This window comes from Pradoshia sp. TA40_28 (genome assembly GCF_059694525.1).
In genome coordinates, this window is sequence record NZ_JCATZO010000002.1 from 46,643 (window position 1) to 67,067 (window position 20,425).

General features: G+C 40.9%; 18 protein-coding genes. 3 read left to right on the forward strand and 15 right to left on the reverse strand.

The genetic code is table 11. From position 1 onward, the window contains the following. Positions 1–438: 438 nt before the first annotated feature. Positions 439–1,173 (forward strand): class I SAM-dependent methyltransferase, encoded by a 735-nt coding sequence (locus AC58NB_RS02290; RefSeq protein ID WP_497425197.1) that lies wholly within the window; start codon positions 439–441, stop codon positions 1,171–1,173. Between the two features lie 203 nt (positions 1,174–1,376). Here the strand turns inward: AC58NB_RS02290 and AC58NB_RS02295 are convergent, their stop codons facing one another. The 3 genes from AC58NB_RS02295 to AC58NB_RS02305 form a co-directional block, all read right to left on the reverse strand. Then, a complete protein-coding gene (locus tag AC58NB_RS02295; RefSeq protein ID WP_497425198.1) occupies positions 1,377–3,398 on the reverse strand; it encodes a penicillin-binding transpeptidase domain-containing protein in 2,022 nt (673 codons plus the stop codon). Between the two features lie 147 nt (positions 3,399–3,545). Further along, a complete protein-coding gene (locus tag AC58NB_RS02300) occupies positions 3,546–4,223 on the reverse strand; it encodes an HAD family hydrolase (RefSeq protein WP_497425199.1) in 678 nt (225 codons plus the stop codon). Positions 4,224–4,379: 156 nt separating this feature from the next. Then, a complete protein-coding gene (locus AC58NB_RS02305; RefSeq protein ID WP_497425200.1) occupies positions 4,380–4,661 on the reverse strand; it encodes a hypothetical protein in 282 nt (93 codons plus the stop codon). Between the two features lie 412 nt (positions 4,662–5,073). Between AC58NB_RS02305 and safA the strand changes: the two genes are divergently transcribed. Further along, the gene (gene safA / locus AC58NB_RS02310; protein WP_497425201.1) at positions 5,074–5,676 is read left to right on the forward strand and encodes a SafA/ExsA family spore coat assembly protein; all 603 of its coding nucleotides are present in this window, start codon (positions 5,074–5,076) and stop codon (positions 5,674–5,676) included. 158 nt (positions 5,677–5,834) lie between these two features. Here the strand turns inward: safA and AC58NB_RS02315 are convergent, their stop codons facing one another. The 9 genes from AC58NB_RS02315 to AC58NB_RS02355 form a co-directional block, all read right to left on the reverse strand. Next, the gene (locus AC58NB_RS02315) at positions 5,835–7,187 is read right to left on the reverse strand and encodes an aspartate aminotransferase family protein (protein WP_497425202.1); all 1,353 of its coding nucleotides are present in this window, start codon (positions 7,185–7,187) and stop codon (positions 5,835–5,837) included. Between the two features lie 22 nt (positions 7,188–7,209). Beyond that, positions 7,210–8,676 (reverse strand): CoA-acylating methylmalonate-semialdehyde dehydrogenase, encoded by a 1,467-nt coding sequence (locus AC58NB_RS02320; RefSeq protein ID WP_497425203.1) that lies wholly within the window; start codon positions 8,674–8,676, stop codon positions 7,210–7,212. Between the two features lie 63 nt (positions 8,677–8,739). Then, complete coding sequence (locus AC58NB_RS02325) at positions 8,740–9,972, reverse strand: Zn-dependent hydrolase (protein ID WP_497425204.1); 1,233 nt, start codon at positions 9,970–9,972, stop codon at positions 8,740–8,742. A gap of 29 nt (positions 9,973–10,001) precedes the next feature. Then, positions 10,002–10,241, reverse strand: a complete 240-nt coding sequence (locus AC58NB_RS02330; RefSeq protein WP_497425205.1) for a hypothetical protein — start codon at positions 10,239–10,241, stop codon at positions 10,002–10,004. Positions 10,242–10,257: 16 nt separating this feature from the next. After that, positions 10,258–11,733: an NCS1 family transporter gene (locus AC58NB_RS02335; RefSeq protein ID WP_497425206.1), complete on the reverse strand. Its 1,476-nt coding sequence runs from the start codon at positions 11,731–11,733 to the stop codon at positions 10,258–10,260. Between the two features lie 20 nt (positions 11,734–11,753). Next, positions 11,754–13,172 carry a dihydropyrimidinase gene (gene hydA / locus AC58NB_RS02340; protein ID WP_497425207.1) on the reverse strand — a complete coding sequence of 473 codons (1,419 nt, stop codon included), beginning with the start codon at positions 13,170–13,172 and terminating at the stop codon, positions 11,754–11,756. A gap of 36 nt (positions 13,173–13,208) precedes the next feature. Beyond that, positions 13,209–14,480, reverse strand: a complete 1,272-nt coding sequence (gene preA / locus AC58NB_RS02345; RefSeq protein WP_497425208.1) for an NAD-dependent dihydropyrimidine dehydrogenase subunit PreA — start codon at positions 14,478–14,480, stop codon at positions 13,209–13,211. Between the two features lie 37 nt (positions 14,481–14,517). Next, complete coding sequence (locus AC58NB_RS02350) at positions 14,518–15,882, reverse strand: NAD(P)-dependent oxidoreductase (RefSeq protein ID WP_497425209.1); 1,365 nt, start codon at positions 15,880–15,882, stop codon at positions 14,518–14,520. Between the two features lie 928 nt (positions 15,883–16,810). Next, positions 16,811–17,059 carry a hypothetical protein gene (locus AC58NB_RS02355; protein ID WP_497425210.1) on the reverse strand — a complete coding sequence of 83 codons (249 nt, stop codon included), beginning with the start codon at positions 17,057–17,059 and terminating at the stop codon, positions 16,811–16,813. 20 nt (positions 17,060–17,079) lie between these two features. Here AC58NB_RS02355 and AC58NB_RS02360 point away from each other — a divergent pair, with 20 nt between their 5' ends. Next, the gene (locus AC58NB_RS02360; RefSeq protein ID WP_497425211.1) at positions 17,080–18,597 is read left to right on the forward strand and encodes an MFS transporter; all 1,518 of its coding nucleotides are present in this window, start codon (positions 17,080–17,082) and stop codon (positions 18,595–18,597) included. 310 nt (positions 18,598–18,907) lie between these two features. Here AC58NB_RS02360 and AC58NB_RS02365 read toward each other — a convergent pair whose 3' ends face one another. The 3 genes from AC58NB_RS02365 to AC58NB_RS02375 are packed head-to-tail and all read right to left on the reverse strand — an operon-like array spanning position 18,908 to position 20,424. Next, a complete protein-coding gene (locus AC58NB_RS02365) occupies positions 18,908–19,435 on the reverse strand; it encodes a cobalamin adenosyltransferase family protein (protein WP_497425212.1) in 528 nt (175 codons plus the stop codon). Between the two features lie 13 nt (positions 19,436–19,448). Next, complete coding sequence (locus AC58NB_RS02370) at positions 19,449–19,613, reverse strand: hypothetical protein (RefSeq protein WP_497425213.1); 165 nt, start codon at positions 19,611–19,613, stop codon at positions 19,449–19,451. A 19-nt stretch (positions 19,614–19,632) separates the two neighbouring features. Then, on the reverse strand, positions 19,633–20,424 hold the full coding sequence (locus tag AC58NB_RS02375) for an ABC transporter ATP-binding protein (protein ID WP_497425214.1): 792 nt from the start codon (positions 20,422–20,424) through the stop codon (positions 19,633–19,635). Position 20,425 lies beyond the last annotated feature (1 nt).

Consider the following 20,425-nt stretch of genomic DNA (forward strand, 5'->3'; position numbering starts at 1 on the left):
TCTATAACTATTACAGCAAATCAGTTAACCTGAAGCTGCAATTCTAAAGAAATGAATTTTACGAAAGAACAGGCCTATTACCTTTCCTTTCTTCTGTTTTACACCCCCTAAAATAGATTTCAACTCTAACTTTTCGAGGTCACTATCTTTCCACTTCTTTTTAAATGAATTTTATTCCATATTGGTAATTAAGACTTCTATTTATCATCTTTAAAACGCGGGGGAAAGCTGGTAAACTAGTCATTTTTCTTCCATCTAGTTTTCATACTATATCCTTTAATTTATTCTCTCCTGGTTCTTTTTCCAACTATTTTATTCATCCTTCAAGGAAATGAGAGTCAATTTACTTTTTATGGTATTATATACAAAAGCATATTCTACTAAAAAGTGGCTCACAGTACGCAGTGCACTATTATCAAAAAATACAGGGAGGAATTTATGGAATTCAGGGGTCCGAGTGTTTATGAAGAAAAAGAGTTTTTTTCAAAATATATGAAAAGAAGAGCTAGAGAAGATAGTCCTAATAATGCTATTGAAACCCCGATTATTTTTGATCTGATAGGCGATTTTCAAAATAATAACCTTTTGGACTTAGGTTGCGGTGAAGCTTCTTTTGGCAAGGAATTATTAGAACGAGGTGCAGCTACTTACACTGGGATTGATGGTTCTGAACAAATGGTGGAAGTTGCAAAAAAGAATCTAGCAGGTGTTAATGGACACGTGTATCATCATACAATGGAGTCTTATCCTTTCGCAGAAGCAAAGTTTGATATTGTGACCTCAAGATTTGCAATACATTATCTATCTGATATTCACACTCTCTTTCAAAACGTCCATTTGTCTTTGGAAGATGGCGGTAAGTTTGTTTTCAGTGTCCAACACCCTATTATTACAGCTTCTTTTCAAAGTAAAGCAACTGGTGATAGACGTGGAAACTGGATTGTAGATGACTATTTTCTTGATGGAGAAAGAAAAGAACCTTGGATTGATCAAGTAGTGGTAAAATATCACCGGACAGTTGAACAATATTTTAGCGCTCTAATCCGTGCTGGATTTTCAGTGACCGATTTACGAGAAGGTCAGCCTGTGCGTGAAAACTTCACCTATGAAAAAGAATATAATAGAAGACTCAGAATTCCAGTTGTATTAGCGTTTTCTTGTACAAAACTATAATGAATTAGTAAACAGGATTACCGGTATACCGTTTTTACTCCGAAGTTTTATACTATAGCTATTCCACATAATACGTGACTTTTACCTCTCTCTCTACAATATTTAATGCGAAATGACTTTAAAAAGACTTACATAAAAAAAAAGCTTCCACTCTACTTTCTGGTGGAAGCTTCTTCTCAGATTCTTGTACTATTCCCTTTTAATTATTCAATTTCAGAAGAATTCCAGTTTAGGAATGTCTTTTGGACAATAGATTGAACCTCTTTGCCGCCTCCATTATTTTGCACATCTTCTATTAATAGAGACATAACAGCTTTTGGATTTTTTTGATCATAGGCTACAAATAGTCCGTTTTCCATGCCTTTTTCATCCTGTGTCTTTTTCAGTTCAGCTGTCCCTGTCTTACCAGCCAATTCTAATTTAGGTGTATTGGCGGCTTTACCGGTACCACTTGTAACAACTTTTCTCAAATCAGTTTGCAATGTCTTAGCTTGTTCCTTCGTTAGAAAAGAATCATGCCAAATAGCTGATTCAGTATCAAGATAAAGACGAGGCTTCATTAATTTCCCATCATTTACAATCGTTCCATAGATGCTGGACAAATGCACTGCACTCATCAATACTTCTCCTTGTCCATAGCCTGTATCTGCTAATAGCTTACTGCTTTCCAAGTTACCGCTATTTGAATATTGTGAGGCCCTAATCGGATATTCGAGCGGGAATTTTTCTTCGCCAATCCCTAATTGCTTAAACCCATTAATTAAATCCTTCTCACCAATTGATAGGGCAGTTTGAGCAAAATAGATATTATCGGATATTTGCAATGCGGTCTGCAAATTAACAGGATGTCCTGGATCGCTTACCCTTGTAATCGAAGCAGTTCCCCATTCTTTCCCCTTGGACCATTTCAATCCTTTGATATCCAATTCTTTATTAGGATCTAGCTTACCAGTGCTTAATCCGATTGCTGCGATAATCGGCTTAATCGTTGAGCCTGGTGAATAGGTTGCAGCAAATCGATTCAGCAGCGGTTGTTTCTTATCCTTTTCCAGCTGACTATACTTCTCTGAGCTGATCCCAAGCACAAAATCATTTGGATTGAATGATGGGGAACTTACAAGCGCCAATACATCACCCGTGTTGGGTTGAACCGCTGCAAAGGTACCCGCGGCTCCCTTCATATTTTGAAAGGCCAGCTTTTGCAATTCAGCATCTATTACCAGTCTGAAGTTTTCCCCATCCTGAGCTTCTGTTTCCGCAATCACCACAGGATCTTCTTCACGATCAATATAAATGGTATACCCATCTTTCGGTCGAAGTTTATCCTCTAATAATTGCTCCAGCCCCCTTTTGCCAATTACACTGTCATTCGAATAGCCCTTATCTTTATTTTTCTCCAGCTCTTCTGCAGTAATGGTTCCGACATAACCTGTTAAATGAGCTGCACTGTCTTTATAAGGATATTCCCGAATCTCCTTCTCTTGGAAACTGACACCATCAAAGGCTTTTATCTTTTCAATTAGTTCTTTTTGGTTATTTTGTATTGTTTTGATTGGTACAAAATAACTCGGTTGTACCCAGCTCTGATTTAGCTGCTTATCAATATAATCATCACTGAGATTCAATAAATTGGTTAACTCAGCTTTTTTAGATTCATCAAAATTCTCCGGAACAATTCCTACAGTTTGGGCAACGCCATTTATAGCAAGTCCATTTCCGTTGCGATCGAGAATTTCTCCCCTTTTGCCAGTGGTATGTTTAATACCGATCTTATCATCCGGTTTTAGTTCTGGGAAAATATATGTTGTATCCCAATCAACATACCAATTTTCTTCCTTATCTTTTGTTTCAAGCTTCATGGTTACTTCTTTTTCAAATTCAATTGGACCTGCAAGCGAATTCATTTTAACCTGAATCGGAAGCGCTATGCTCTTCTGATCCTTCAAATCTTTCTCATCTTTGAAAGTACCTTTTACAGATAAATCCGAAATTTCTAAATCCTTATATACCTTTTCATACCGATTAACATATTGTTCTTTCTTAAACTTATCTTTTGCTGAGACTGTCACATAATCTGAATACATTTTTTCAAATTTTTGTTCGTTCCAAAGCTCTATGTATTCATTTAATCGTTCTTCCGGACTGGAAATGTCATTACAACCACCGAGGAGAACAACCAGTAAAAATATACCTATACTTCCCCATATCGTTTTTTTACTCTTCAATGCTTTGCCCCCTTTCACATACATTCTTATTATACTAAACTAATCAATTGTTTTCACAATGATTTATCCGAGAATCATCTTATGGTACATAAAAAACCTTTTCATTTAACGAAAGATGTCAAATAAAAAGGCTATTATAGACGTTTATCATTTTTGAAGCTTACTCCCAGGATTATATTTATATTTTTTTATCAATTTAATAAAATCAGGCAATGTTTTACATATATGAGTAGGCTTTGTTTGATACGTTATAGGTTGAATCGTACTAAACCATTGAGCTGCAATCGTTGTTACTTTTGCCGCAGACCCTGCCTCGATATCAACTTGGCTATCTCCAACAAATAATGCCTGAGAAGGTTCATTGTGGAGTAACTTTAATGCTTTTTGGATTCCCTCCGGACTGGGTTTATTTTCTTTCACTTCATCTCCGGAAATGGTCACATCAAAATAATCATATAGATTCAAAGTCTCTAATGATAAGGTTAAGGACCTTCTGCTTTTTCCTGTAATAATACCAAGATTAACATCCATATCCTTTAAAACATCCAGCATTTCCTGAATTTCTGTTAAGCATTCAAACTCCCGATTATGCCCTTTTTCGTATTGATCATAAAAATCTTCTATAGCATCCTCTATTTTTCCCTTGTTTCGCAGATGTTTTCTTATAATAAAATCCTCATTTGGACCAAATAATTCAATAATCTCTTCATTCGTTATATTTCTTTGATCATATTTATTAAATACATACCTAAATGCATCAAAACATACAGGTAAAGTATCGGCAATGGTTCCATCAAAGTCAAAAAGAACGGTTTGGAGACTCATAGTGCCACTTCCTCTCTGTATTAACCCTCTTATAGTTTATTACCCATTTAGCATCGTTGTTAATACAAATTTGGATAAAGTAAGGAAAGTTATATATGTAAGCGCTTTAATTTAAGTGGTCACAAATATCATCTCGCTTTATTGATTCATATCCCTTTATTCATTATATTCATAAGCTGTGTATATCTTTCTGACTTCATTAACTGGGATATGAAAAGAATCGCTTGCCATCTTCATTAATCGTTCTTCAACATCTGCCTGATTATAATTTGGAGCTGTACTAAGATGTGCTATCGCTTTCTCTATATACGTATGTACTGTTTTCTGGTCAATCACGCTCTCAATATTTGCTTGGTGGTTATTATTCAAGAATAAATCTGGAGCACCGCAGCCTGATATGACTAATATGGCACTAATTCCAATTAACTGTTTTTTCATATTATGGACCTCCTTTCCACCTATCTACTTCTAGTATAAAAGACTTACAGATGGAAGGGATAGTCTGTTTTCAAAATTGTCATATTTTGATATTTTCTATATATACTTTTTTTGATTTATACTTCTCTAGCTAATGCCCTTTCTGTAGGTTGATGCAAAGGTCTTCGAACCGGCTAGTAATTCTCACCCAGTGAATTATAGTTAAGCAAGAAATATCCCTAAAACGAACGGTCATTGGACCCTCCTTTTTCACACTCCAATCACTTAAACCACAAACTACCAATTACGTAGAAATCTATTTCTAGTAAGGATTAATTATAGAGGAAATTAGCTTCCTATTATTTACAACCCAATTTATTTCCATCTTTTTATATAATGAAATTTGTATCAAAAATTTATAAGGAGAGGAAAGATGAAGAAAAAAATTATAGCCGTTGCACTCACAACCACTTTATTGCTCCCTACAGCCTCTGCTTTTGCAGACTACCAATATACGGTTGTATCTGGGGATACTTTATGGAAAATTGCAGTCAAAACAGAGACAGGGATCAGTGAACTAATTGCTGCGAATACGCAAATCTCAAATATTAACCTCATTTATCCCGGACAAAAGATTACTATTCCTACCCAGGATGATATAAAAGCATACGAGCAAGAAGTCATCAGACTCGTTAATGCTGAAAGAACTAAACAAGGTTTAAAAGAATTACAATATGATTGGGAGCTTGCCAGAGTTGCAAGATACAAGTCAGAAGATATGAAGGATAATAAATACTTTAGCCATACTAGTCCTGTGTATGGTTCACCATTTGATATGATTAAGAACTTTGGCATCAGCTATAAAGCAGCTGCGGAAAATATTGCCAAAGGACAAACGACTCCAGAACAGGTCGTAAAATCGTGGATGAATAGCTCCGGTCACAGAGCGAATATATTGAGTACAAAGTATACTCATATTGGCGTAGGTTATGCTAAAGACGGTCACATTTGGACTCAACAATTTATATCTAAGTAAAAAAAGAAAGCCTCACGGCTTTCTTTTTTTAATCAAATAAGCAACCTTTTTTAGCAGGATTGATTTAATGCTGATCCATTATAATGATTTGTTGATGACTAATTTCCTCACTAATAAGTCTCTAAACTTTGTAAATGAATGATCGCCAGCTCTTTTTCTTACAAAGCTTCTATTGCCTCCGCAACTGCCGTGCACACGATATCTGCTTCTTCCTTAGTTATACACAATGGCGGTGCCAGGGTAAGAACATTATTAAAGCCTGCGACCGTTGCCCCGTTTTTGCCAATCAGCACACCTTTTTCTTTACACCCGGCAATAACTTGATTGACTGCATTTATCTCCAGTGGAGATTTTGTCTCCTTATCCGTAACAAGCTCGATTCCAATAAGGAGCCCCTTTCCGCGGATATTTCCGACAAAAGAGTGATTGCCAATCGACTTTTCAAGACGCTCCTTCATATATTCTCCAAGTATTTTCGAATTTTCATATAATCCTTCTTGTTCCATGATTTCGAGATTTTTTAAAGCAAGTGCACAAGCCGCTGGGTTTCCACCAAAAGTATTTACATGTCGGAAATAATCGTATTCCTCCACGCCCTGGAAGGCTTCATAGATTTCTCTTTTTACTGCTGTCGCTGATAATGGAAGATACCCACTTGTAATTCCTTTTGCCATCGTGACAATATCGGGCTTCACGCCGTAATTCATAAATCCAAACGGTTCACCTGTCCTTCCAAATCCACAAATCACCTCATCGGCAATTAATAAAGCCCCATGTTTATCACAGAGTTCGCGGACACCGGCCATATACCCTTCTGGCGGCATGAGCACTCCTCCACCCGTAATGATTGGCTCCATAATAACCCCGGCGATTGTCTCACTTAATTCCCACGTCATTACCTGGTCCATATCCTTTACCGATTGCAGTTCTTGCGACTGGCTGTCATCTTCTTCCGGGCCTCGGTACGAGTCAGGCGGAGCTACGTGAATAAATCCCGGTGCGAGCGGTTCATACTTATATTTACGCTGGGCTTGTCCTGTTGCCGCAAGTGCACCCATTGAATTGCCGTGGTAGGAGCGATAACGTGAGATGAATTTATAGCGGGAATGCTCCCCCTTTTGGGCATGATATTGCCTCGCTATTTTAAAAGCAGCTTCATTTGCTTCAGACCCACTGTTAGAAAAGAAAACAACATAGTCGCCGCCAAGCATATTATTAAGCTTTTCAGCAAGTTCAATGGCAGGAGGATGGCTTTGGCTCAGTGGGAAATAAGCCAATTTCTTTAATTGTTCATAGGCCGTCTCGGCGAGTTCCTCACGGCCATATCCGATATTGACACACCAAAGGCCTGCCATCGCATCAATCAATCGGTTGCCATTTGCGTCTGTGACCCAGCATCCTTTCGCCTGCTCGGCAATCATGGTTGCGTCCGGATTATATGGTTTCATGGAATGCCATACATACTCCTTATCCTTTGTCAGTAAATCTGTCTCTTCCTTAACCTCTCCCATTGCTATCTGTCTCCCCCTTTCATTAATAATCAAATCTGGACGTAATCATTTTCTTGCGTGTATAGAAATTAACTCCGTCTTTGCCGTTCACATGAAGGTCTCCATAAAAGGAATCCTTCCAACCGGAGAAAGGAAAAAAGGCCATCGTAGCCGGAACTCCGACATTAATTCCAAGCATTCCCGCATCCGCTTCTTCTCGGAACTGCCTAACTGCACGGGCATCTTTCGTATAAATTGTTGCCCCATTGCCATATTTAGACTTTTTGATAAACTCTAGAGCCTCATCTAGTGAATCAGCACGGAGCAGACTTAGGATAGGACCGAACATTTCTTCCTTAGCAACTGTCATTTCAGGCTTCACATGATCAAATATAGTTGGTCCTAGGAAATAGCCTTCCCTTTCCAATTCCGCTTCGCTTCTGCCGTCCCGAATTAAATCTGCCCCCTCTTTCAAGCCTTTTTCAATATAACCTAAAAGTTTCTTCCGTTGCTCTTCTCTAATAACAGGAGTTAATAAGACATCTTCATCCATTCCATTTCCGATCGTCAGCTCATCTGCCTGTCTTTTCAGCTCCTCGGTAAATGCCTGCCCCTCACCAACAATGACAACCGCGCTGCAAGCCATGCAACGCTGACCAGCACTACCGAAGGAAGAGCTGATGATATTCCCGGCTGCCTTTTTCACATCTGCATCGGGCATTACAATATGATGATTTTTTGCACCGGAGAGAGCCTGTACTCTTTTCCCATTCGCTGCAGCACGGCTATACACATATTTCGCGACCGGCTGTGAGCCGACAAAGGAAATTGCTTTTACATCTGGATGATCAAGCAGCCCATTCACAACATCATGTGCACCATGCACAACATTCAGCACACCTTTCGGGGCACCTGCTGCTGTAAATAGTTCTGCCAGCTTATTCGCAAGCAGCGGTGTCCGCTCCGACGGTTTGAGAATAAATGTATTGCCACAAGCAATCGCAAGCGGGAACATCCAGAGAGGAACCATCATCGGAAAATTAAAGGGGGCAATGCCACCGACTACCCCATGCGGATAACGGTACATTTCCGAATCAATATCCTCTGCAATATTCGACAAGGTTTCACCCATCATTAAAGTCGGAGCCCCAGCAGCGTATTCGACACACTCAATTCCTCGCTGAACCTCCCCATATGCTTCTTTGTAGGCCTTTCCATTTTCTTTTACTACAAGCCTTGCAAGCTCTTCATGATGTTCCGTTAAGAGATAGTGATATTTATAAAGAATACGGGCACGCTTAGGAACAGGTACATTCCTCCATTTCTTAAAAGCAACACTTGCTACTTGCACCGCATTATCTACATCTTCAAGAGTAGAAAGGGGAACTCGAGCGAGCACCTCACCTGTTGCCGGATTTGGAACATCCAATGTATCAGCGGCTTTTGCGTCCACCCACTCACCATTTATGTAATTCTTCAATACCTGTGTTTCCTCTTTGATCATCGACATATTTGCTTCCTCCCATTAGTTCGTATTTAAACAAAAGTCTTTCGCCCAGCATGTTCGCATTCATCAGCCGTTCTGCATATCAAGGATTGCTTCGAGAAGAACATTTACCCCTTTTTCGCAATCCTCCCAGGATGTTAGCTCCACTTCAGTATGACTTTTTCCATTCACACTTGGGACAAACACCATCGCAGTAGGAATATAGGAAGCTATGAACTGAGCGTCATGTCCTGCTCCACTAACCATTTCCTTATACGAATAGCCTAATGTCTCCGCTGCTTTTGTGAGCTGTTTGCATAGTTCCTCACTAAAAAACACGGTTTCTCTTCCCCATAGTTTCCTAATCTCTACGCGGCATTCTTTCAGTTGATAGGAGTCCTTAATCTTCCGAATCGTCTCCTCAACCTTCTTGATCACTTTGGGATCTTGATGTCTCGCCTCTAAGGAAAAGACTGCCTTCTCAGGTATGACGGTATGAATATTGGGCCAGACATTCATGCGTCCAACTGTATAGACCAATTCAGCATCCAAATCACTTAATTGGCTGCGTATTTCACTGATAATATCATTGGCAGTGAATAAGGCATCCTCTCTCATCGACATTGGAGTTGTTCCTGCATGATCTGATTCCCCGCTAATCTCCCACTCATAACAAACCATCCCAACGACACACCCAACGATTCCAACGGACAGAGATTCCTGTTCCAAAATCGGACCTTGCTCAATATGAAGCTCTAAAAAGGCCGTTCCCTCTTTTAGTCTGTTTTCCTCATCTCCTGCATAGCCTATCGATTTCAAGGCTTCCTTAAAGGTAATTCCATCCGCATCCTTTTTTTGAAGCATGGTATCTTTGTCAAATTTTCCCGACAGTATACCAGATGACATCATGGAAGGTTCAAAACGAGCTCCCTCCTCATTCGTAAAGTTAACAATGGTAATTGGTACGCGGGGCGTTATTTTATTTTCGATTAGTGTTCTGACCACCTCTAGTCCGGCCGCAACCCCTAAAACCCCGTCAAATCTTCCTCCCTTTTTTACAGAATCAAGATGCGATCCAATCAGGATAGGTGGTTTATCTTCTTTGCCCTTTAAGGTAGCGTATATATTTCCTAGGTCATCATGCTTGACCTCAAGGCCTAGCTCAACACAGCAATCCCGCAAATAATCTCTGGCAGCTCGGTCCTCCTCTGATAAGGCCAATCTTGTCACTCCGTTATTGTCGGTATGGCCAAATTGCGCAAAAGCTTCTAGCGATTCCTTTAAGCGTTTCCCGTTGATTAATAGTTTTTGACTTTCCACTAACCACTCACTCTCCTTTTTATAAATGGCTAAATCTTATTCTTCAAGGAGGCCTGCTGTTCGATCAGCTTGACGGAGAAATATTTTCTCGCATCCGGTGAAGTGACATGAAGAATATGCTTTTCATATGGATCTTGCATGCGCTCCTGACTACTGAATTCTACATAGGCACCATTCAAATTTTCCATGATAGACTTGATGATATAGCCCTGTTCAAGGAAAGTATCTATTCGCTTCTTCTCTTCTAAGTACTGCGTGTAATCTGACATAAGAGATAGCCTCCTTCTAAATTTGCTCAGAAATTGTTTCTGTCTTAAGTAATCCGGCTGTCTCATTCTCGTCAATCTCCCAATCTCTCCCGGCTGTAAGACCTAAATATTTTTCATCACTCGGATCAATCAGCTCTGCCTGAGGATACTTCGCAAACCACCAGTACCTGGCCAGAATATAATAGAGTGCACCTCCAACAATGAAGCCGACAAGCGAAGAATAAGCTGACAACAGATTTGCCGCTGTTCCTCCTACAACCCAGGAGATAAATCCAGCCATATTAACGCCTTTCCAATAATGAAACTGACCGTTCAATTCATAAAGGTCCTTAACATGAACCCTGCGTTTCCGAAGTAAATAATAATCTGCGAATAGGATGCCGACAATGGAACTCAAAATCCCACCGATAATCAATAGAACTGAATTCAAAACATCAAAAAGGCTCCAAGGCTGCGCGATGATTCCGATAATACCCGCAATTACGACACCAACCCAAAATGGCACTTTCGGTCCTCCTACATTCGAGAAAATGGTCGCTGCCGGAATGACATTCGCGGACGTATTAGTCGACCACTGCGCCAATACAATCATCAACAATAGGATGCCGAGCACAATTCCACTTGCCGATTCTTGAAGTGCAACAATTGGATCAGATGTGCCGACTGCTATATACGCGACAGCTCCAATGACAATCATAAGGGTATTGAAAATAGGCATCACAATCAGGCTTCCGAATAATTGCGTCTTATTGCGTTTAAACCAACTTCTCTCGTTCTTAGGCGCTTTAAAAAACCTTGAGAGGGTTGGCATATCAGCAGCAAGCGTCGCCCAAAATCCCATATTGGCCATCACGACAATCATAAAAGCCGTAAAAGCGGAACCCCCTGCAGCCGGACTCTCCACCCATGACCAAATATCCCGCCCAGATGATTCAGCCTTATCAGCAAGGGTGATGTACATCCAGCAAGAGATTAGGATGATAACGGGTGCAGCCAAATCAGCAAACCGTTCAATGGACTTGATGCCCATCGCCGTGTTAACCAGCTGAAAGGCCGTGAACAAAAGAAAACAGAGAATCCAATTATCAAAACCAAACAGGAGATTTAACACGGAATTAATAGCTGTTGAGCCAAAATACGTATTGATTCCAAACCAGCAAGAGGCGGTAACTCCCCGTACAATGGATGGGATATGCGTTCCAATTGTCCCAAAAGGTGCTCTCATATAAACCGGAAAAGATAGACCATGTTCCACGCCGATGTCTCCAATGATTGTCATTAATATCCCAATAGCAATAGAACCGATAATCGTGGCCAGAATGACCATACCCAAAGGTAGGTTAACAATACCGCCTCCGCCTATAGCAAAGGCGGCGAGTACAATAGCCATCCCTACCCAAATAACAGCAAAACCGAACGGTCCTATTTTTCGATCTTCATACTTAATGGGAAGTAAATCGGGAGACTTCAAATAATTAGTCTTCTTTTCCATTCCGGCACACATCCTTATTATTATTTAGACAATATAGCTGTCTCCCTTGCCGTCAATGTTTCTTGATACTTAGCCCGCTTAATGTATTGGCCGGCTCCCGGTTTACCGACAAACTGTTTATCCTTAATGACGAATTCTCCTCTTGATAACACAGAGACAGGCTCACCTTTCACCTTCATTCCTTCAAATGGGTTGTAATCAACAGCCATGTGATGGGTTTCAGCAGATATAACCCGCTCCACATTCGGATCAAAGAGAACCACATCTGCATCTGCCCCAATGGCGATTGTCCCTTTTTTCGGATATAAGCCAAACAGCTTGGCTGCACGTGTGGAAACCAAATCAACAAATTGATTCAAGGTAATGCGGCCTTTATCAACTCCTTCTGAGTAAAGAATACTGACCCTATCTTCAATAAGCGGCCCGCCATTCGGTATTTTAGAAAAATCATTCTTGCCAATATTCTTTTGGCCGTTAAAATCAAAGGAACATTGGTCTGATCCGATTGTCTGCAATTGTCCTGTTTTCAGGGCATTCCAGAGCACATCCTGATTCCATTTCTCCCTTAGTGGAGGCGACCATACATATTTGGCCCCTTCAAAATCAGCTTTCTCCAGATAGCTTTGGTCAAGCACTAAATATTGCGGGCATGTTTCACCCCATATATTGATCCCGTTCGCTCTCGCCTCGGCAATCTTCTGCGCTGCTTCCGCACAGGAGACATGGACGACATATAATTGTGAATCTGCTAATCCCGTCAAAGTAGCGGCCCTTCCTGTTGCTTCTCCCTCTACTTCTGGCGGTCTAGTAAGCGCATGATAAATCGGATCGGTATTCCCTTCAGCGAGAGCCTTTTTCACGAGATAATCAATGACATCTCCATTTTCGGCGTGAACCATGACAAGTGCGCCAAGCTCCTTGCCGGCTATCAGCGTTTTAAAGAGCGTTTCATCATCCGCTTGGAATTGATTTTTATATGCCATAAAGACCTTAAAGGAGGTAATCCCTTCCTCCTTTGAAATCACCGGCAGCTCAGTCAGAACACGATCGGTCATTTCAACGATTTGAAGATGGAATCCATAATCAATAACTGCTTTATCTTCTGATTTTTCATGCCATGTTTTTACAGCATCCTTTAACGGTACTCCTTTAGAAGTTAGACAAAAATCGATGATTGTGGTCGTTCCTCCGAAAGCCGCCGCCTTCGTTCCACTTTCAAAATCATCCTTTGTGACCGTGCCTCCAAATGGCATGTCTAAGTGGGTGTGTGGGTCAATGCCTCCCGGAAAGATATAAGAACCCTTTGCATCAATAATCTCTGCATCACTCTCACCCAAATTCTTGCCAATTTGGGTGATGATCCCTTCATTGATTTCAATATCAGCTTCATACGTATCCGTCGCCGTTACAATAACGCCATTTTTAATAATCTTTTTCATCCTTATCTCCCCTTAGAATAGTATCTTACTTACTCCCTATTTCCCCATCACGCTTCCCTGAAGAGCTGCCTGCCGTTCATTCCAGGTCATCGGTGGCAAAGTGTTTGGTAACTCCAACATATCAATGGCACCTTCAGCCGGGCATACGATGGAACAAAGATTGCACCCTACACAGTCTTCCTCCCTTACCTGTACATAGCTCGCACCATTCGCATCCTTTAATAGATCAATGCACTGGTGAGAAGTGTCTTCACAGGCAATATGACATTTATTGCAATGTATACAATTTTCCTGATTAATACGGGCAACAACCTTATAATTAAGATCAAGATTTCCCCAGTCGGAATACTTGTTAACAGACTTCCCGACAAGCTCCATAACTGATCCAATCCCTTTGTCATCAAGATAGTTAGATAAGCCTTCGATCATGTCCTCAACAATGCTGAACCCATGATGCATCGCAGCTGTACATACTTGTACCCCTGTCGCTCCCATCAACATGAATTCAACAGCATCTTGCCATGTCGAGATCCCGCCAATCCCGGAGATAGGAACCATTATATGCGGATTGCGGGCACATTCACCTACCATATTCAGCGCGATTGGTTTAACAGCCGGTCCGCAATAACCACCATGAGCACCCTTTCCAGCCACATGTGGAATCGTATCCCAGGTATCAATATCGACCCCAGCCAGGCTATTAATGGTATTAATCATGCTGATAGCATCTGCTCCTCCATTGACTGCTGCTTCTGCTGTAGCGGTGATATCCGTAATATTAGGAGTCAATTTTACAATGACAGGTGTCTTAGCTACTTCCTTTGCCCAATAAGTTTGACGTTCGACAAGCTCTGGCACCTGCCCTGAGGCAGCGCCCATCCCCCTTTCAGCCATTCCATGAGGGCATCCGAAATTCAGTTCTAGACCATCTACTCCAACTTCCTCAACACGCTTCACTATCTCATGCCATTTCTCCTGCTTTGGCTCCACCATGAGTGAGGCAATAATGGCATGATTCGGAAAGCGCTTCTTCGTTTCGTAAATTTCCTTTAGGTTGACTTCAAGCGGGCGGTCCGTAATGAGCTCAATATTATTGAATCCAGCTACACGCTGTCCGTTAAAATGAACAGCGGCAAACCGTGACGATACATTTAAGATTGGGTCGCCAAGTGTTTTCCAAACGGCTCCTCCCCAACCAGCCTCAAACGCTCTTTGTACCTGATAGCCGGAATTGGTCGGCGGCGCAGAAGCCAGCCAGAATGGATTTGGTGATTTAATCCCCCCAAGATTTATCTTTAAATCTGCCATATCAAAAACCTCCCCTGTCTTTGCATGCTTTTCTTCCTTATAAAATCTGCGCTTCCTCCTCCATTGACGGTGACAATAAATGATGGATTCGATAAGCTGCTTCCTTTCCTTGCTGGGCAGCCGATACAACCATCGCTTCTCCCTGACCATAGCCGAAAATGCAATCCCCACAGGCAGAAACCTTCTCATTCGAAGTTTGATAAGTTTTAGGATCAACGATGGCTACGCCACCTTCGTGATGGATCCCGAATTGTTCGATTAGGCTGGTATGTCTTGTTTGACCAATGGCTTTAATGACAGCATCAGTTTCAAGAATAAATTCGGTCCCCTGGACAGGAACTGGTCGTGAACGGCCATCCCCGTCCGCTTTGTCGAGCTTCATCTTGATGCATTTAATTCCAGTCACTTTTCCCTCTTCATTGCCAATAATCTCAATTGGTGCTGTCAGCCACCTGAATTCAACACCTTCTTGCTTGGCAAATTCATATTCAAACTCATAAGCTGTCATTTCTTCTTCTGTCCGTCTATATGCTATTTTGACGTTTTCTGCCCCAAGCCGAACGGAACAAGTAGCAGCATCAATCGCTGTATTACCAGCCCCGATAACAATGGCCTTTTTGCCCACCAGATGAGTTTTTCCCGGATGAACTTTCGTTTCTTTTACAAACTCGATAGCGTCATAGACTCCATCTAGCTCTTCTCCCTTAATACCAAGGTTTGGGACATGCGACATTCCCGCAGCTAAAAGCGTATAATCATAGCTTGCAAGAATCTCCTCAGCTTGAATGTCAACACCCACTCGCTGCCCTGTCCGGATTTCAACCCCTAGTCCGCTTACTTGTTCGACTTCCCAAAAGGAAACGGCTTGCGGTAGCCTGAATGAGACGATTCCATACGTATTTAATCCTCCTGCATTATCTTGTGCTTCAAAGACAACTACCTTATAGCCAAGTAAGGCTAGTTCCCTGGCAGCCGATAATCCGGCAGGTCCTCCGCCGACGATTGCAACCGATTTACCATTAGATTTGCCTGCCTTGAACAATAGCTGTTCATTCCTCATCGCCCAATCCGTCGCATATCGCTGAAGATTGCCAATCATAATCGGTTTTGTGGAATGGTTAAGAACGCATGCCCCCTCACATAATTCTTCCGTAGGACAAACCCGTGCACAGCTTGCACCCATAGGATTTGCTGTCATGATCGTTTTAGCCGAACCTTTTAAATTATTTGTCGCAATTTTTTTAATGAATGATGGGATATTGATTCCTGTCGGACATGCCTGAATACATGGTGCATCATAACAATACAGACAGCGGTTCGACTCCTCATTCGCTTCCTGCTTTGTCAGACCCTTAAAGACTTCTTGAAAATTTTTCTGAATATTAACTTCTGTCATACTCATGTAAAAAACCTCCTTCTTAAAATGGCTTCTTTAGCATCCTTTGCGGGAATCTCTCTTACATCATCTCTAGATTGGGCTCGACCCTGAGCCGCTCACTGGCAGATACACCCTTCAACCTGACTATAATAGAGATGATAACTTCAGGTTTTGCAGCCTATCTAAAAAAGAGAATGTGAAAGAAACCTTCCGTAAATGCATGTAAAAGGTTCTTACGTATGTAATGCGGTTAAAACGAATGTTGCTGAAATTGAAAGGTAGCTGAAATTCTTGGTGATTCAGCCTATCATGTGCGGATGGTTGTCCATAATACGAGAGTAATTTTGATCAAGTCTGCTTTGCAGCGATGATTTCGTGAAGTATCTTTGGAGTAAAGAGAGGGAATATTCAATCATTTTGAAATAGCGTCATTTATATGCTAAAAGATATGACGCAATCTATTGGTTATGATTCATAATTATAGCGTAAAATAGATAGAACAGGAAACGTCTTCCGTTAAATTAAGGCTAACTACCTATCGTTTTTACAAAATTCTGATTTTTTAGACAAAAAATTGTTAGAAAAGCTTACATGTATAATAAGAAGGATTGAAATAAAAAGAATAATTGATTAAGTATAGTAGGCAAGTAATGCCAAACCATCTTTTTAAAATAATTTTTTTCCATAGTTGACGTACCATCTAGCTGAAATTGCTGATGAAAGATTATTTCAATTTAATCAGGATTATTTAATCGAATAGATTGCCTGCTCAGCTCCAATCTATTAATCGTTCGTTCTAATTTCATACCTACTCTTTCTCAGAGTCTTTCGGAAGCGGTATTTGCCATTTGTGTTTCAGCAATTACTTTAGGAAGATTTAATTCCTTTAAAGCGAATGAATAATTAACTAAAACTAGAACTTCCGTATTTGAACGGAAATCCCAGCTCTCTCTTATAAAGATAATGTTAACTTTAATGTACCCTCTTCCAACTCATATGACTTAATTTTACCAACAGGCACTTTTTGGACGATATCCCATGAGTTGAAATCCATTTTAACCGTATGATCTGAGTATCCTGAAAAAGGCGGGCTATTAAAAATCATACTATCAGCAATAGTTATATCCGCCGGGTTCATGCTCTCAATTTCAAATACAATCACTCTTTTTTCCATATGAACAGGCTCTTGTTTTTGGGGCATTTATCGCAATCGAAGCAATGGTGTTTCAAGCTCCCGCAATCCCTGCCATTTCTCAACATTTTCAGATTCCTACCCACTTATCAGGCTTAATCATTCTCTCATTTTATATTGCCTCTACTGCCCTTTATCCGATTGCTGGAAGAGTTTCAGACCAGCTTGGGAGAAAACGGGTATTGCTATTTGGAATGACGGTATTCACTATTTCAGAGGTAGCTGCCGCTCTAAGTCCCAACTTCTCATTCTTTCTTGTTGCCCGTGTATTCCAAGGCTTTGCGGTTGCCTGTATCCTCCCTATAGCTATCGCTTATATCGGCATCATTTTTCCTCCTGAAAAAAGGGGTTTTGCATCCGGCATCTTCACGGCTGTTCAAGGAATCGCATCCACCACGGGCGCTGTTATTGCAGGATTTTTGGTGAAAATTTATGGCTGGACCATCATTTATTGGATCAGCGCCGCCCTGGCTTTGCTGGGTTTGTTTGTAGTGAAATTCTTTGTACCAGAATCAAAAGGAACCGGAAAGGTCAAATTGAATTTCATTGGCACCTTGCTGATCATCATATGTACAGGATGTTTATTGTCTGTTTCCACAATGGTCTCAAACTTTGGAATCGGCTCCATTTATACGCTTAGCGTATTGGCATGCGGCGTAGGAGCAGCCGTCATTCTCTGGTTTATGGAAAACAGGAATGCCCAGCCGATCCTTGAGCTCTCCTTATTGAAAAAAAGGCTTTTCGCTCAAATCATTCTTATAAATCTAATCATTCAGGCCGCCTACCAAGCCTTCATATACGCAATGAACTTTTTCATATCAACCAGGCCTGGCGGCGATGTGAGTGAATCTGGATTGTTCTATATGTTCATATACGCGGCATCGGTGTGCGGATCCTTGCTATTCGGAAAGTTGATTGATAAATTCAATAACAAGAAACTGCTCAATTTTGTCCTAAGCTTACCGATTGTAACATTGGTCCTATTTTCCTTCATCACAGTCTCCACATCCTTCTCGAATGTTTCGTTGCTTGCGATGTTATTCGGTTTCGGGCTTGGTTCAGCAACGCCCATATTCATAAAAAATGCCCTAAGTGTAATGCCACAAGAAAAATATGGATCCGGCTCAGGATTATTCTCATTCATCCGAGATTTCGGTGCTCCATTAGGTTCTGTAACAGGGATTGTTCTATTTTCCTATTTGACTAGCATCTTTACGAATTCTTCCTTGCAGACACAAGCAGAACAAGCCGGAGTGGATCCGGCATTAATGGGCGCTGTTGAACAAGCAGGCATTTCAGGCGGGGAAAAAGTGGATGAATCGCTGACAACTGAACTCACATCGCTCGGCGTTACCTTTGATGACTTAATGGCTAAAGCTTCCTCAGACGGATTGACATTCGCTATTCAAAACATGGCCTATATCCTCATTGCCATATTTGCTGTCGCGCTCATACTGTCCTTTTTCCTGCCAACTAAAAACAAAGAGGCCAAAAAAGAAAAAGTTGAAGTTCCTATAGAGAAGCCTCTGACAACAGACTTAACCTAATGCCAGAGATAAAGTACGATTTCAGCGGAGCAAGAAGGATTCTTCGCTGGAGGCAGTATTAGAGATACCCTCTTCCGACATAACACCAAAAAGTTAACGAGGCGAATCTTTAGAACATAAAAAGCCCTGAAATGTTTTAATTTCAAGGTTGATTCATAGTAAATAATTTAGTTGTTAGCAACCAACACAAAAACCTCATAATCTACTGTACAAAAACGGAATGCATTTTTGCACTCCGTTTTATTTTTTAGGATATACCTATTTCCCATACGTCGCTCATGAAATCTCCTGCTTCGTTTTATCCGTAATTTTAATTCTTTTTTACAGCGTATGATTTACTGACAAATGGGATTTCCTGTATGCCATTCACCTGATTGACATAAACAGCCATCACAAAGCAAATATTAGCGAGCAAACCTAAGAATTGAAACAAGATATCCGGTACTTCACGTTCTTCACTGACTTTATGCAGGGCCCGGTATGATTTTTTCGCCTCACTTCTCGCCATATGAAGTGCACAGGCAGCGCTGTTTCCTTGTGGTAATACAAATTTCTTGACCTTTTCCCCTGTTTGATCGACATAAAAATCATATCTTCCACTTAGCCATTGTAAGTCAGCTTCTTCTATTGCCAATTTTCCACGGACAGAGCCATTCACATGATAGCATAATGGTTGAATGATTCGTAAATCTTCTAGAGCTACTTGCTCTTTATCAGTCAATAATGGGAAAACTGCCCCAATGCTAGTTGTTAAACTATCAGTGCGAATCTCATAGTCAACTAAACAACTTTTTTCTCTCATGAATGGATAGCTGGAATAGCGCCAATCTTTTTTCACGCTTACTTCCCCCTTATTTCAACGTATAGGACTTCGTATGAAATGGTATTTCCTCAACACCATTCCCCTTGTTTACATAGAAAGCCATTGCGCTGGCCAGATTAGATAATAATCTATCCTTATAACTCTTCTCATGCATATATGTATAGCAAATATAACGTAAATCCTTTGTCGTCATCCTTCTCCGTCACTCCCAATCAACCATTTATATCAATCGCATAAGGGATAATCTGTCTTTTTCCGAACTGATCATCATTGTAGGTATAGGTATGCGTTTGAAAAACACGCATTAAATTTTGTACCGTAATGACTTCTTCCGGTTTACCTCTCGCAACAAGTTCCCCATTTCCCATCAGCACAAGGTGGTCGCAGTATCGAGTGGCTAAATTAATATCATGGATGGCTGCGAGAACAGTTTTTCCTTCCTTGACAAGTTCTCTGATGACTTCGGCAATCTGTACTTGATGATAAATATCCAAATCTGAAGTCGGTTCATCCAATAAGATGACTTCTGATTGCTGGGCAATCGCTTTGGCCAAAAAAACAAGCTGTCGTTCCCCTCCTGACAAGGATGTGATATAACGGTCTCTCAGATGGTATATGCCTGTTTGTTTCATCGCTTTCTCTACCTGTTGCTCATCATCTTTTTGTGAGAATTGCCATTTCTTCCGATGCGGATGTCTGCCCATCAGCACAACCTGACTGACAGTGAATTCATAATCGAGAACCGTACTTTGTGGCATATAGGTAATAGCTTTGGCTACATCCAGGGCAGTCATTTCTGAGATAGATTGATTCTTATAAAATATGGTTCCTGCATTTGGCTTTAATAAACCTGCCATTAAGCGCAGCAATGTAGATTTCCCGGTACCATTCGGACCAATTAAGCCAATAAACTGGCTTTTTTCCAATGAGATATTCATTGATTTCAAAATCATCCTTTTTCCCCGGCTAAAGCTGAGATTCTCCGCCTTCAAATTTGCTGCCATC